The organism is Streptomyces sp. bgisy100, assembly GCF_057709105.1.
On sequence record NZ_JBYITE010000002.1, the window covers coordinates 136,668 to 150,837 of the forward strand.

At 71.3% G+C, this 14,170-nt stretch carries 12 protein-coding genes; 2 read left to right on the forward strand and 10 right to left on the reverse strand.

What is annotated here, in order from left to right; genetic code table 11:
• Window positions 1-145: 145 nt before the first annotated feature.
• Window positions 146-1,408, reverse strand: a complete 1,263-nt coding sequence (gene hisS, locus AC3EQ1_RS02075) for a histidine--tRNA ligase (protein WP_432092484.1) — start codon at window positions 1,406-1,408, stop codon at window positions 146-148.
• Between the two features lie 13 nt (window positions 1,409-1,421).
• Window positions 1,422-2,135 carry an MBL fold metallo-hydrolase gene (locus AC3EQ1_RS02080; protein WP_432092485.1) on the reverse strand — a complete coding sequence of 238 codons (714 nt, stop codon included), beginning with the start codon at window positions 2,133-2,135 and terminating at the stop codon, window positions 1,422-1,424.
• Between the two features lie 141 nt (window positions 2,136-2,276).
• Between AC3EQ1_RS02080 and AC3EQ1_RS02085 the strand changes: the two genes are divergently transcribed.
• Window positions 2,277-3,107 (forward strand): peptidylprolyl isomerase, encoded by an 831-nt coding sequence (locus AC3EQ1_RS02085; RefSeq protein WP_432092486.1) that lies wholly within the window; start codon window positions 2,277-2,279, stop codon window positions 3,105-3,107.
• Window positions 3,108-3,360: 253 nt separating this feature from the next.
• Window positions 3,361-4,590 (forward strand): DUF349 domain-containing protein, encoded by a 1,230-nt coding sequence (locus AC3EQ1_RS02090; RefSeq protein WP_432092487.1) that lies wholly within the window; start codon window positions 3,361-3,363, stop codon window positions 4,588-4,590.
• Between the two features lie 116 nt (window positions 4,591-4,706).
• Here AC3EQ1_RS02090 and AC3EQ1_RS02095 read toward each other — a convergent pair whose 3' ends face one another.
• From AC3EQ1_RS02095 to ruvC, 8 genes are all read right to left on the reverse strand, one after another.
• Entirely contained in the window at window positions 4,707-7,253 is a 2,547-nt protein-coding gene (locus AC3EQ1_RS02095) for a RelA/SpoT family protein (RefSeq protein WP_432092488.1), read from the reverse strand.
• Window positions 7,254-7,431: 178 nt separating this feature from the next.
• A complete protein-coding gene (locus tag AC3EQ1_RS02100; protein WP_432092489.1) occupies window positions 7,432-7,980 on the reverse strand; it encodes an adenine phosphoribosyltransferase in 549 nt (182 codons plus the stop codon).
• Window positions 7,977-9,080 (reverse strand): protein translocase subunit SecF, encoded by a 1,104-nt coding sequence (secF, locus tag AC3EQ1_RS02105; RefSeq protein ID WP_432092490.1) that lies wholly within the window; start codon window positions 9,078-9,080, stop codon window positions 7,977-7,979. The genes AC3EQ1_RS02100 and secF overlap by 4 nt, the downstream gene beginning before the upstream one ends.
• Window position 9,081: 1 nt before the next feature.
• The gene (secD, locus tag AC3EQ1_RS02110; protein WP_432092491.1) at window positions 9,082-10,845 is read right to left on the reverse strand and encodes a protein translocase subunit SecD; all 1,764 of its coding nucleotides are present in this window, start codon (window positions 10,843-10,845) and stop codon (window positions 9,082-9,084) included.
• Between the two features lie 180 nt (window positions 10,846-11,025).
• On the reverse strand, window positions 11,026-11,514 hold the full coding sequence (gene yajC, locus AC3EQ1_RS02115; protein ID WP_432092492.1) for a preprotein translocase subunit YajC: 489 nt from the start codon (window positions 11,512-11,514) through the stop codon (window positions 11,026-11,028).
• A gap of 177 nt (window positions 11,515-11,691) precedes the next feature.
• On the reverse strand, window positions 11,692-12,759 hold the full coding sequence (gene ruvB, locus AC3EQ1_RS02120; RefSeq protein ID WP_432092493.1) for a Holliday junction branch migration DNA helicase RuvB: 1,068 nt from the start codon (window positions 12,757-12,759) through the stop codon (window positions 11,692-11,694).
• Window positions 12,760-12,929: 170 nt separating this feature from the next.
• Window positions 12,930-13,556 (reverse strand): Holliday junction branch migration protein RuvA, encoded by a 627-nt coding sequence (gene ruvA / locus AC3EQ1_RS02125; RefSeq protein ID WP_432092494.1) that lies wholly within the window; start codon window positions 13,554-13,556, stop codon window positions 12,930-12,932.
• The gene (ruvC, locus tag AC3EQ1_RS02130; RefSeq protein ID WP_432092629.1) at window positions 13,553-14,125 is read right to left on the reverse strand and encodes a crossover junction endodeoxyribonuclease RuvC; all 573 of its coding nucleotides are present in this window, start codon (window positions 14,123-14,125) and stop codon (window positions 13,553-13,555) included. The genes ruvA and ruvC overlap by 4 nt, the downstream gene beginning before the upstream one ends.
• Window positions 14,126-14,170 lie beyond the last annotated feature (45 nt).

The window sequence follows — 14,170 nt, forward strand, 5'->3', positions numbered from 1 at the left end:
TCATCGCTCCCGAGGAATTGCGCCCTGCCGGACACGGCACATTGTGCCCCAATAAGGGCCGTCGGCGGACCGTCTCCACCGGACGAGGGACCCTGATCGGCCATCCTCGTCCGGTGGGCGTTCGACCGGCGTAAGAAAGCCCGTGTCAGGCCCGCCTGCCGCGCAGTTCGTCGACGATCCGGTCGGGCGCGACCGGCGACTGTTCGCCCGTCTCCAGGTCCTTCAGCTGGACGACGCCCTCGGCGAGGTCCCGCTCGCCCGCGACGACCGCGAAGCGCGCGCCCGAACGGTTCGCGGACTTCATCGCGTTCTTCAGGCCCTTGCCGCCGAAGGCGAAGTCCGTGGCGATCCCGGCCCGGCGCAGCTCGGTGACCACGCCGAACAGCGCGCGCCGAGCCTCTTCCCCGAGCGGCACCGCGAACACCTCGGTGGCGGAGGGCAGTTCCAGCTCCACGCCCTCGGCCCTGAGGGCCAGGACCGTGCGGTCGACGCCGAGCGCCCAGCCGACCGACGGGAGCGCCGGGCCGCCGATCATCTCGGAGAGGCCGTCGTAGCGGCCGCCGCCGCCGACCGCGGACTGCGAGCCGAGGCCGTCGTGGACGAACTCGAAGGTGGTGCGGGTGTAGTAGTCCAGGCCGCGCACCAGCTTGGGGTCGTCCTCGAAGGCGACGCCGGCCGCGGTCAGCAGCTCGCGCACCTGCTCGTGGTAGGCCTTGCAGGCCTCGCACAGGTGGTCGCGCATCATCGGCGCGCCCACGAGCTGCTTCTGGACGGCGTCCCGCTTGTCGTCGAGCACCCGCAGCGGGTTGATGTCGATCCGCTTGCGGGTGTCCTCGTCGAGGTCGAGGCCCCGCAGGAAGTCCTGGAGCGCGGCCCGGTAGACCGGACGGCACTCCTTGTCGCCCAGTGAGTTGAGCAGCAGGCGGAAGTTCTTCAGGCCCAGGGACCGGTAGGCGTCGACCGCGAGGATGATCAACTCGGCGTCGAGCGCGGGGTCCTCGGAGCCGATCGCCTCGGCGCCGACCTGGGAGAAGTGCCGGTAGCGCCCGGCCTGCGGCCGCTCGTAGCGGTAGTAGGAGCCGGAGTACCAGAGCTTGACCGGCAGGTTGCCCAGCCGGTGGAGGTTGTTCTCCAGCGCCGCGCGCAGCACGGAGGCGGTGCCCTCGGGGCGCAGCGCCAGCTGGTCACCGCCCTTGGTGGTGAGCGTGTACATCTCCTTGGTGACGATGTCGGTGGACTCGCCGACACCGCGGGAGAAGAGCTCCACGCTCTCGAAACCGGGGGTCTCGATGTAGCCGTACCCGGCGCGCCGCAGCGGTCCGGAGATCGCCTCGCGCACCGCGAGATAGGTCGCGGAGTCCGGCGGGATCAGGTCGTACGTGCCCTTGGGGGCCTGGAAGGTGGTCACGGGAGAAGTCTCGTCACATTCCTCGTCGCGGAGCGGCGCGGTCGGCGGCTCCGAGGCCGGCGGCCACATCCCGGAGGTACGGGTTGGTGGCGCGCTCGCGGCCGATGGTCGTCTGGGGGCCGTGGCCGGACAGCACCACGGTCGAGTCGTCGAGCGGCAGGCACACTCGGGCCAGCGAGTCGAGGATCTCGGCGTGGTCGCCACCGGGCAGGTCGGTGCGTCCGATGGAGCCGGCGAAGAGCAGATCGCCCGAGAAGAACACCGACGGGATGTCGTCGCTCTCGGGCATCCGGAAGGTCACCGACCCCTTGGTATGGCCGGGCGCATGCGCGACGCCGAACTCCAGCCCCGCGAGTTCGAGCTTCGCACCGTCGGTGAGCTCGTGCAGGTCGTCCGGTTCGCCCACGGTCAGGTCACCCATCAGCTGCATGCCGATGGAGCGTCCCAGAGCCTTCTCCGGGTCGCTCAGCATGTAGCGGTCATCGGGGTGGATCCAGGCGGGTACGTCGTGCGCGCCGCAGACCGGCACGACCGACGCGACGTGGTCGATGTGCCCATGGGTGAGCACCACGGCGACGGGCTTGAGACGGTGCTTCTTCAGTGCCTCTTCGACTCCGGGGGCCGCTTCGTGGCCCGGGTCGATGATCACGCACTCCTCGCCGGCGGCGGGGGCGACCAGGTAGCAGTTGGTCCCCCAGGCCCCGGCGGGGAACCCGGCAATGAGCACGATCGTCCTTAAAAGTCGTCCGGCACAAGAATCTGAGCAGTTCAGAGCCTACCGGCGACGGTCCCGCCACAGCGAACCCGTATACGGTACGGCTCGAGTGTCCGGGGGACATCAGACGAGACGGCTCAAGGGAGACCACCGGTGGCCACGAGGGACCAGCGGCGACGGCAACTCGCCCGGGAGAAGTTCGCACGGCAGCAGCAGCGGCGCGCCGAGCGGCACGGCAGGACACGGCGCCGGACCACGGTGCTGGTGGTGGGCCTCGCCGCCGTCCTCGCCGCGGGTGCGGCGGTGTACGCGAGCGTGGGGCTCAGCGGCGACGGGCGGGAGGACGCGGCCGCGCCGGCCCCCTCCGCCACGAGCAGGGCCCCGGACCCGTGCCGCAAGGCCGCGCCGGGCAAGCCGGGCACCCGGCAGTGGACGAAGGAGCCGGCGCTCTCCGTCGACCGTTCCGCCGGCTACACGATGGAGCTGCGGACGACCTGCGGGGACATCGAGGTCGCGCTGGACACGGCGAAGGCGCCGCACACCGTCAACTCGTTCAACTTCCTGGCGGGCCGGGGCTACTTCGACCACACCCGGTGCCACCGGCTGACCGAGGGCGGCATCTTCGTACTGCAGTGCGGCGATCCCCGGGGCACCGGCGAGGGCGGCCCCGGGTACACCATCCCGGACGAGAACCTGAAGGACTCCCGGCTCAAGGGCGGCGTCTATCCGGCCGGGACGGTCGCCATGGCGAACCGGTACCAGGCGGGGACCGGCAAGGGCCGGGACACCGGGGGCAGCCAGTTCTTCCTGGTGTACCGGGACAGTCAGTTGCCGCCGGACTACACGCCGTTCGGCAGGATCACCGGCGGCACGGACGTGCTGAAGAAGATCGCCGACGCGGGCGCGGCCCCGCCGGACGGCAACGACAACACCGCGCCCAACGCCACCGTCGTGATCGACAAGGCGGTCGTGCGGAAGTCCTGAGCCGGGCGACGGTGAAATTTCGGTCGCGCTGGGCGGACAGCCGGCCTGCGGGTCGCCTATGTTTGCGTATGGCAGGGTGCCTGCTCCGACGGCTGCCGCCCTGCCCCGCGAGGGCGGGAAATGAGCAGCGTGTCGGACCGGCTCGGGCGCGGCCCGGTCCGGGCCCCTCCTCCCCGAAGGGGGCGAGGAGGGAGAACTGTGGACGATGCCCACGGGCTGCGCGCCCGTGTCGGCATCATGTGGAGGAGGCGCTGTGAGCAGCGACCCGTGGGGCCGCGTCGATGAGACGGGGACCGTGTACGTGCGTACCGCCGAGGGCGAACAGGTCGTCGGATCGTGGCAGGCGGGGACTCCCGAGGAGGCCCTGGCCTACTTCGAGCGCAAGTACGACGGCCTGGTCGTCGAGATCGGCCTCCTCGAACGCCGGGTGCGGACCACCGACCTGTCGGCCAAGGACGCGACGACGGCGATCGACCATCTGCGGCAGCAGCTCGACGAGCACCATGTCGTCGGTGACCTGGACTCGCTGCGCAAGCGGCTCGACGCGCTGGTCGGCGAGGTCGAGAAGCGCCGTGAGGAGCGCAAGGCGGCCAAGGCGAAGCAGTCCGACGAGGCCCGGCACGCCAAGGAGGCGCTGGTCACCGAGGCCGAGGAGCTGGCCGCGAGCGACCACTGGCGGGCCGCGGGCGAGCGGCTGCGGGCCCTGGTCGACACCTGGAAGGGTCTGCCCCGGCTGGACCGGAAGACGGACGACGAGCTGTGGCACCGCTTCTCGCACGCCCGTTCGGCGTTCTCCAAGCGGCGGAAGGCGCACTTCGCGTCGCTGGACGCGCAGCGTGAGGAGGCCCGGAAGACCAAGGAGAAGCTGGTCACGGAGGCCGAGGCGCTGTCCGGCTCCACCGACTGGGGTCCGACGGCCGCCCGGTACCGCGATCTGATGTCGGAGTGGAAGGCCGCGGGCCGCGCCCAGCGCGAGGCCGAGGAGGACCTGTGGAACCGCTTCCGCGGGGCCCAGGACGTGTTCTTCCAGGCGCGCGGCGAGGTCTTCGCCGAGCGGGATGCCGAGCAGCGGGAGAACCTGACCCGTAAGGAGGAGCTGGCGGTCGAGGCCGAGAAGCTCCTTCCGGTCTCGGACCTGAAGGCGGCCCGTTCGGCCTTCCGTTCGATCAACGAGCGGTGGGAGGCCGTCGGTCATGTGCCGCGGGACGCCCGCCCGAAGATCGAGGGGCGGATGCACGCGGTCGAGCGCGCGATCCAGGAGGCCGAGGAGGCCGAGTGGCGGCGGACGAACCCGGAGGCGCGGGCCCGTGCCGCGGGTCTGACCGGGCAGCTCGAAGCGGCGGTCGACAAGCTGCGCTCGCAGATCGACGCGGCCCGTGCCGCGGGCAACAACGCCAAGGCCGACAAGCTGGCGAAGGAGCTCGAGGGCCGTCAGGCGCTGCTGGACCAGGCGCTCAAGGGCCTTGAGGAGTTCGGCGGCTGACCTTCCCGGTCCGCTGCGCGAAGCGGCCCCGGTGCTCGTCCGCACCGGGGCCGCTTCGTGTGGTCCACCGCTACGGCTTCGTGTCTGCTGCCGCTTCGGCTTCGTGTCTTCTGCCGCTACGAGGGCCGGCGGGCCGACGTCACACGGTAGACGTCGTAGACGCCCTCCACCCCGCGCACCGCCTTCAGCACATGGCCCAGGTGCTTGGGGTCGCCCATCTCGAAGGTGAAGCGGGAGGTCGCCACCCGGTCACGGGAGGTCTGGACGGCCGCGGACAGGATGTTGACGTGCTGGTCGGACAGCACGCGGGTGACGTCCGAGAGCAGCCGGGAGCGGTCCAGTGCCTCGACCTGGATGGCGACGAGGAAGACCGAGGACTGGGTGGGAGCCCATTCGACTTCGAGGATCCGCTCGGGCTGCTTGGAGAGCGAGTCGACGTTGACGCAGTCCTGGCGGTGCACCGAGACGCCGTTGCCACGGGTGACGAAGCCCATGATCGGGTCGCCGGGCACGGGGGTGCAGCAGCGGGCCAGCTTCACCCAGACGTCGTCGACGCCCTTGACGACGACACCCGGGTCGGCGCTGGAACGCCGCTTGGTGCGGCGCTGGATCGGCGGAGTGGTCTCGGCGATGTCCTCGTTGGCCGCGTCCTCGCCGCCGAGCGCCTGCACGAGCTTCTGCACGACGTTCTGCGCGGAGACGTGGTTCTCGCCGATGGCCGCGTAGAGCGAGGAGATGTCCGGGTAGCGCATCTCGTGCGCCAGGGTCACCAGCGAGTCGCCGGTGAGGATGCGCTGGATGGGCAGGTTCTGCTTGCGCATGGCCCGGACGATGGCGTCCTTGCCCTGCTCTATGGCCTCGTCGCGGCGCTCCTTGGAGAAGTGCGCGCGGATCTTGTTGCGGGCGCGGGGGGACTTGACGAAGCCGAGCCAGTCGCGGGACGGGCCGGCCCCGGCGGCCTTGGAGGTGAAGACCTCCACCAAGTCACCGTTGTCCAGGGTGGATTCGAGCGGCACCAGCCGTCCGTTGACCCGGGCGCCGATGGTGCGGTGGCCGACCTCGGTGTGCACGGCGTACGCGAAGTCGACGGGGGTGGCTCCGGCCGGCAGCGCTATGACGTCGCCCTTGGGCGTGAAGACGAAGACCTCGTTGCGGGAGAGGTCGAAGCGCAGCGACTCCAGGAACTCGCCCGGGTCCTCCGTCTCCTTCTGCCAGTCCAGCAACTGGCGCAGCCACGCCATGTCGTTGACGGTGTCCTGGCCACCGCCCTTGCCGGCGTTGCGCGGCACATCCGTGCGGACCTTGGAGGCGCCCGCGACGGCTTCCTGCTTGTACTTCCAGTGCGCGGCGATGCCGTACTCGGCGCGGCGGTGCATGTCGAAGGTGCGGATCTGGAGTTCGACGGGCTTGCCGCTGGGCCCGATGACCGTCGTGTGCAGCGACTGGTACATGTTGAACTTGGGCATCGCGATGTAGTCCTTGAACCGCCCGGGCACCGGGTTCCACCGTGCGTGGATGGTGCCGAGTGCCGCATAGCAGTCGCGGACGGTGTCGACGAGGACGCGGATGCCCACCAGGTCGTAGATCTCCGCGAAGTCCCGGCCGCGGACGATCATCTTCTGGTAGACGGAGTAGTAGTGCTTCGGCCGTCCGGTGACGGTGGCCTTGATGCGGGCGGCGCGCAGGTCGCCCTGCACCTGGTCGGTGACGACCGCAAGATACTCGTCCCGCTTGGGCGCCCGCTCGGCGACCAGCCGCACGATCTCGTCGTACATCTTGGGGTAGAGGATCGCGAAGGCGAGGTCCTCCAGCTCCCACTTGATGGTGTTCATGCCCAGCCGGTGCGCCAGCGGGGCGTAGATCTCCAGTGTCTCGCGGGCCTTCTTCTCCTGCTTCTCCCGCTTGAGGTAGCGCATGGTGCGCATGTTGTGCAGGCGGTCGGCGAGCTTGATGACCAGGACGCGCGGGTCCTTGGCCATGGCGACGACCATCTTGCGCACGGTCTCGGCCTGGGCGGCCTCGCCGAACTTGACCTTGTCGAGCTTGGTGACGCCGTCGACCAGCAGGGCGACCTGGTCACCGAAGTCGCGGCGCAGGGTGTCGAGCCCGTACTCGGTGTCCTCGACGGTGTCGTGCAGCAGGCCGGCCATCAGGGTCGCCGGGTCCATGCCGAGCTCGGCGAGGATCGTGGTGACGGCGAGCGGGTGGGTGATGTACGGGTCGCCGCTCTTGCGCTTCTGGCCGCGGTGCCAGCGCTCGGCCACCTGGTACGCCTTCTCGATCTGGCGCAGCGTGGTGGATTCGATCTTGGGGTCGTTGCTCCGGACGATCCGCAGCAGCGGCTCCAGGACCGGGTTGTACGGGCTGGAGCGCTGCACTCCGAGGCGGGCGAGCCGGGCGCGTACCCGGTTGGAGGAGGCGGAGCGGGGTGCCGGGCCGTTCTGCGGGGGCCGGGCCACGGACGCACCGGTGGTGCCCGGGGTGCCGGCCGGACGGTCGGCGGGGGCCTTCGGCCGGGACTCAGGGGTGGCCTTCACCGCGTCGGACGCCTTCTTGGCAGGCGTGTCTCCGGCCGCGGCCTCGGCCGAGGCCTTCTGCTGTCGCGCGGCTGGGGTTCCCTCCGGACTCCGTCCGGGGGAGAGCGGCTGGGCCTCGTCTGGCAAGAGCACTCCTCGTGATGGCCCTCCGTGCCGCAGGCGGACAGGGAGGGAGGTCCGGCCCCCCGATCAGGTCCGGACTGCCCATGGTATCGAGGACCCGCCGGGAACCGCGGGGCCGGGGCACGACGGAGGGGCGGGCCCCGGTCGTCGCCGGTGGCCCGCCCCTCGCGTACGCGGTGCCTCAGATGGTGATCAGGGCGTCCAGCGGAGCGCCCTGCAGGGCGGACTCGATGCGCCGGCGGCCGGCCAGGAAGCCCAGCTCCATGAGCACGGCCACCCCGGCGACCTGCGCCTTCGCCCGCCGGACGAGCTCCAGCGAGGCATGGCCGGTGCCACCGGTGGCGAGGACGTCGTCGATGACCATGACGCGGTCCTCGGGCGTCAGGTCCTCGGCGTGCACCTCGATCTCGGCGTTGCCGTACTCCAGCTCGTACGCCTGCGACAGGGTCGCCCCGGGCAGCTTGCCCGCCTTGCGGACGGGGACGAAGCCGAGGCCCGCCCGTATGGCCGCGGGGGCGGCGAGGATGAAGCCGCGCGCCTCCAGGCCCATGACCTTGGTGGCGCCGTTGCGGACGCAGAGCTCCGCGAGGGCCTCGGTCAGGGCGGAGAACGCCGCCGGATCGGCGAGGAGCGGGGTGATGTCCTTGAACATCACGCCCGGCTTCGGATAGTCCGGTACGTCCCTGATCCGGGAGAGCAGCAGCTCCCGCAGCTCCGGCGTGGCGCTCATCGGCGCCCGCCCGAGGGACGGTTCCGGCCGCCGCGGTCGCCGGACGCCGGCTGGGTGCGCTGGCCGACGACACCGGCGGCCTCGCCGGCCCCGTGCGCCTCGTCCTCCGCCAGTGCGTCCCCGCCCTTGGCGGCGGCCGCGGCGCGCTTGGCCCGCACCCGCTTGGCCAGGGCCTTCATCTTCGGGTCGCGCTCCTTGAGGTCGGCCACCAGCGGGGTCGCGATGAAGATCGAGGAGTACGCACCGGCCGCCAGACCGACGAACAGCGACAGCGAGATGTCGTTCAGCATGCCGGCGCCGAGGAAGCCGCCGCCGATGAAGAGCAGACCGGCCACCGGGAGCAGGGCCACGACCGTGGTGTTGATGGAACGGACCAGGGTGGCGTTGAGGCTGCGGTTGGCGATCTCGCTGTAGGTCCAGCGGGTCTGCTTGGTGATGCCCCTGCTGGCTTCCTTCAGACCGTCGAACACGACGACGGTGTCGTAGAGGGAGTAGCCGAGGATGGTGAGCAGACCGATGACGGTGCCCGGGGTGACCTCGAAGCCGACGAGGGCGTAGATGCCGACGGTGATCGTGAGGTCGTGGACCAGGGCGATGAGCGCGGCGACGGCCATGCGCCACTCGAAGGCGATGGCGAGATAGACCACCACCAGGGCCATGAAGATACCGAGGCCCAACCAGGCCTTGTTGGCGATCTGCTCGCCCCAGCTCGGTCCGACCAGTTCGGCGTTGATGGACTGCGAGGAGAGCTTGAAGTCCTTGGCCAGCTCCTCGCGGATCTGGTCGGACTTCTCGGTGCCGACGTCGGTGATCTGGATCCGCAGACCGCCGTTGCCCAGCTTCTGGACGATGGCGTCGTGGCCGGACGCCTTCTCCGCCTCCTCCTGGGCGTGGGCGGCGGAGACGGTGGTCTTCGGGGTGGTGAAGACCGCGCCGCCGGAGAACTCGATGCCCATGTTCAGACCACGCACCGCCAGGCCCACGATGGCCACGATGGTGATCAGGATGGAGACGCCGTACCAGATCTTGCGCTTGGCGACGAAGTCGTAGCCGACCTCACCGCGGTACAGCCTGGCGCCGATGTTGCCCAGTCGCGACATCTCACGCCTCCTTCGGGTGGTCGGTACGGGCGGCGGTGCGACGGCTGCGGCGCAACGGCGGCTTGGCGCCGAGGCGTTCCGGATCCAGACCGGACCAGGGGTGGCCGCTGGCGAAGAACTTGCGCTTGGCGAGGATCGTCATCAGCGGCTTGGTGAAGAGGAAGACCACGACGACGTCGAGCAGGGTGGTGAGACCCAGGGTGAACGCGAAGCCCTGCACCTTGCCGACCGTGACGGCGAACAGCACCGCGGCGGCGAGGAACGACACGAAGTCGGAGACCAGGATGGTGCGGCGGGCCCGGGGCCAGCCGCGCTCGACCGCGGGGCGGAGCGTCCGGCCCTCGCGGATCTCGTCCCGGATCCGTTCGAAGTACACGATGAACGAGTCGGCGGTGATACCGATCGCGACGATGGCGCCGCAGACGGCCGGGAGGTTCAGCGCGAAGCCGATGGCCGGGCCGAGCAGCGTCATGATCGTGTAGGTGAGGATCGCCGAGGCCAGGAGGCTCAGGATCGCGATCATCGACAGACCGCGGTAGTAGACCACCAGGTAGAGGACGACCAGGGCCAGACCGATGGCGCCGGCGATCAGACCCGCCTGCAGCTGCTCGCCGCCGAGCGCGGCGGAGACGGTGGTGACGCTGGATTCCTCGAACGTCAGCGGCAGCGCACCGTAGGAGAGGACGTTGGCCAGGTCCTCGGCGGTCTGCTGGGTGAAGCTGCCGGAGATCTCCGCGTTGCCGCCGGTGATGGACTGGCTGACGCTCGGCGCGGAGACGACCTGGCCGTCGAGCACGATGGCGAACTGGTTCTGCGGCATCTGCTGGCCGGCGAGCTTGCCGGTGGAGGCGGCGAACTGCTTCGAGCCCTTGTCGTTGAAGTCGAGCTGGACCAGCCAGCCGCTGCCCCGCTGGTTGTCGTAACCGGCCTTGGCGTCGGTGACTTCGGTGCCCGCGACGTCGGACGGGCCGAGGACGTACTTCTGCTTGCCGTCGTCGCTGCACGCGATGGTGGGCTCGGAGGCCTGGACGCCCTGTCCGGCCTGGGCGCGCTCCATGGGCTTGGTGCAGTCCACCGAGGCGAGCTTCTTCTGCAGCGCGGGCGGCACGTTCGCACCGGGCTGCGGCTGCGGCACCGGGGGCGTGGAGGGCTGGGGCTTGCCGGAGGGCTTGCCGGAAGGAGTGGCCTTCGGCGTGGCGTCGGCCTTCAGCGCGTCGGTGACGGCGCGGCCCTGGGTGGTCGGGCTCGCCGACGGGGACGCGGACTTCTCGGCCCCGTCACCGGTGGCGGGCTTGTCCCGGCCGGACGCCTTGTCCTTCGCGGAGGGGCTCGGAGTGGGGGCCGGGGTCTTCCCGCCGGGGGCGATCGTCAGCACGGGGCGGAAGAACAGCTGGGCGGTGGTGCCCACCTGCTTCCGGGCCTGCTTCTCGTTCGTTCCCCGGGGGATGTTGACGATGATGTTCTCTTTGCCCTGGGTCTGAACCTCGGACTCGGTGACGCCCAGGCCGTTGACACGGCGGTCGATGACATTGACCGCGGTGTTCATGTTGGTCTGGTTGATCGCGTTCTTCTGGCCCGGCTGGTTCTTCGCCGTGAGCGTGATGCTCGTGCCACCCGCGAGGTCGATGCCCAGACGCGGTGTGGTGTGCCCGGAGATGAACATGCCTCCGGTCAGCGCCACCATGGCGATCAGGATGAAGGCCAGGGCACGCCCCGGCCTGCCCTGGCCCCCGGAGGGCTTCCGGCCCTTCTTCGGTGCTGCCACCTTCTCGATTCTCCCTGTCCAACCGCCCCGCAGGTCATTCGCGGGCGGCCACGAAGTGTGTGTGGGGACGTACCCCCCGCCGGAGCCTAAACCGTCCGGGGGCCGCGTTGCGCGCACAGGAGGATGCCGCCCTCGGCGGGGCGGTTCCCCTGCGGGGCGCGGCGCGGCCCGCCGGAGGGCTTACTTCGCGTCGGCGTCGCCGTCCGCCTTGGTGTCCTTCGGCTCGCCCTGCTCGGCGTCCTGCGCCTTCGCGTCGGCGGCGTCGGACTTGCCCAGGTCGATCTTGGCCGAGTCGGCGCCGGTCGTGGCGGGCGCGTCACCGTCGGTCAGCGTGGAGGCGTCGTCCGGGACGAACGGGCCGTCGACCTTGAGGTCGCCCTCGGGCTCGATGCCGTGGACGATCCGGTTGTACTCGGCGTCCTCGAGGACCGCGCCGACGGAGTTCTTGGCGTAGACGGCGTGGACGCCGGGAGCGACCTCGAGGAGGACGGTGTCGTCGCCGACCTCCTTGACGGTGGCGTACATGCCGCCGATCGTGCGGACGCCGGTACCCGGCTGCATCTGGTCGCGCATCTGCGCGGCCTGGCGCTGCTTGTTCTTCGCCGACCGGGTCATCAGGAACATGGCCCCGATGAGCACGATGAACGGGAGGAGAGTCACGATATTCACGGGCCGGAAATCCTTCGCACGACCGCGCGCCTACGGCGGCCTGGTCTTCGGGGATGGTTTTCGCCGTCCGATCCGGACGGCATCGGCGGAGTCTAGGCGAGTCCGCACCGGTGGAACAACGCACAGCATGTCACCGGGGTTCCCCCCGCGGCGAGTCTCCGCGCCGTCACGGCGTGGTCACGCTCCGAACAACCCCTGCTGTCCCTGGCCGGCGCCGCCCTGCTGCGGCGGCGTCAGCCCGAGGTGCGCCCAGGCCGCGGGGGTCGCGACCCTGCCGCGGGGCGTCCGGGCGAGCAGCCCCTCGCGGACGAGGAACGGCTCGGCGACCTCCTCCACCGTCTCACGCTCCTCCCCCACCGCGACGGCGAGCGTGGACAGGCCGACGGGGCCTCCGCCGAACAGCTTGAGCAGGGCGGAGAGAACGGCGCGGTCGAGGCGGTCCAGGCCGCGGCCGTCGACCTCGTACACCCCGAGGGCCGCGGCGGCCACCTCCCGGGTCACCACGCCGTCCTCCTTGACCTGCGCGTAGTCCCGGACGCGGCGGAGCAGACGGTTGGCGATGCGGGGGGTGCCGCGGGACCGGCCGGCGATCTCCGCGGCTCCCTCGGGCTCTATGCCGACCTCCAGCAGCCGGGCGGAGCGGTGGATGACGCGCTCCAGTTCGACCGGCTCGTAGAACTCCATGTGGCCGGTGAAGCCGAAGCGGTCCCGCAGCGGGGGCGGCAGCAGCCCGGCCCGGGTGGTGGCGCCGACCAGGGTGAAGTGCGGCAGTTCGAGGGGGATGGCGGTGGCGCCCGGGCCCTTGCCGACGATCACGTCGACCCGGAAGTCCTCCATCGCCATGTAGAGCATCTCCTCGGCGGGGCGGGACATCCGGTGGATCTCGTCGAGGAACAGCACCTCCCCCTCGGTGAGCGAGGAGAGGATCGCGGCGAGGTCGCCCGCGTGCTGGATGGCGGGGCCGGAGGTGATGCGGATCGGGGCGCCCATCTCCGCGGCGATGATCATGGAGAGCGTCGTCTTGCCGAGGCCGGGGGCGCCGGAGAGCAGGACGTGGTCGGCGGTGGCGCCGCGCTGCCGGGCCGCCCGCAGCACCAGGTCGAGCTGTTCGCGGACCCGCTCCTGGCCGACGAACTCCGTCAGGTCCTTGGGCCGCAGCGCGGCCTCGATGGCCTGGTCCTCACCGTCGGCGACGGCCTCGACCAGTCGCTCCGGTGCCTCGGGGGTGGTGTCGTCCCAGTTCACTGCGGTTCGCCTCGCGATGTGGTTCGGATCTGTCGACGGTGGTCGGCGCACGGGTGCCAGGGGGCGCTCCGGTGAATCCTGCCGGGCTCGCGGCGCGCCCGGTGCTCCTGGGAGGTCTTCCCTGCACCGTAGGCCGCGCGCCGATCCGGCCTGATCCGCACGCCGGGCCCCTAGCGGCTGCGGTTGAGGGTCTGCAGGGCGGCGCGCAACAGCTGCGGCACGGGCGGGGCGGTTCCCTCGGCGGTGGCCGCCTCGGCCTGCGGGGCGACGGCGTCCACCGCTTCGTCCGCCTCGCGGGTGGCGTAGCCCAGGCCGATCAGCGCGGCGTGCAGCTGGTCGCGCCAGGAGGAGGTGACGGGGCTGCCCACGCCGCGGGCCGCGGCGGGGGCGCCTAGCGGCTCGCCGAGCCGGTCCTTGAGCTCCAGCAGCAGCCGCTGTGCACCCTTCTTACCGATGCCGGGCACCGCGGTGAGCGCCTTCTCGTCGCCGGTGGAGACGGCCCGGCGCAGCGCGTCCGGGGCATGCACGGCGAGCATCGCCTGGGCGAGGCGGGGGCCCACGCCGCTGGCGGTCTGCAGCAGTTCGAAGATCTGCCGGGCGTCGTCGTCCGGGAAGCCGTACAGCGTGAGGGAGTCCTCGCGGACCACCAACGAGGTGGCGATCCGGGCCTCCTGGCCGACGCGCAGTCCGGACAGGGTGTCCGGGGTGCACTGGACCACCATGCCGACGCCGCCGACCTCGACGACGGCGGAGTCCGGGGCGAGCGCGGCGACCGGGCCGCTGACGAAGGCGATCATCGGGTGGTGCCCTTCTGGGGTGCCCGGGACCGGAGGCCGGGGTGCTGGACGGAGGCGCGGCGGGCGGCCGCGTGCGCCTGCTGGAGGCGGTTGACGGCGGGAGCGCGCCAGATGTGGCAGATGGCGAGCGCCAGGGCGTCGGCGGCGTCGGCCGGCTTGGGCGGTGCGTCGAGCCGCAGCAGCCGGGTGACCATGGCCCCGACCTGTGCCTTGTCGGCCCGGCCGCTGCCGGTGACGGCGGCCTTGACCTCGCTGGGCGTGTGCAGGGCCACGGGCAGCCCGCGCCGGGACGCGCAGAGCATGGCGACCGCGCTGGCCTGGGCGGTGCCCATCACCGTCCGCACGTTGTGCTGGCTGAACACCCGCTCCACGGCGACGTATTCGGGGCGGTGCTCGTCCAGCCACTGCTCGATGCCCTGCTCGATGAGGACCAGGCGCTGCCCGATCTCGGCGTCGGCCGGGGTGCGGACCACACCGACGCCGAGCATCCGCAGCGGGCGGCCCGCAACGCCGTCGACGACGCCGATTCCGCACCTGGTCAGCCCCGGGTCCACGCCCAGCACCCGCATCGCGGCCCCTCCCCTCCGGCCGTCGCTCCCGGCCTCGTTCATGTG

Excerpts from the sequence above, each read along its gene's own strand:
- ruvC (WP_432092629.1), bottom strand. The coding sequence starts at position 14,125 with ATGCGGGTGCTGGGCGTGGACCCGGGGCTGACCAGGTGCGGAATCGGC.
- AC3EQ1_RS02100 (WP_432092489.1), bottom strand. The coding sequence starts at position 7,980 with ATGAGCGCCACGCCGGAGCTGCGGGAGCTGCTGCTCTCCCGGATCAGG.
- secF (WP_432092490.1), bottom strand. The coding sequence starts at position 9,080 with ATGTCGCGACTGGGCAACATCGGCGCCAGGCTGTACCGCGGTGAGGTC.
- ruvA (WP_432092494.1), bottom strand. The coding sequence starts at position 13,556 with ATGATCGCCTTCGTCAGCGGCCCGGTCGCCGCGCTCGCCCCGGACTCC.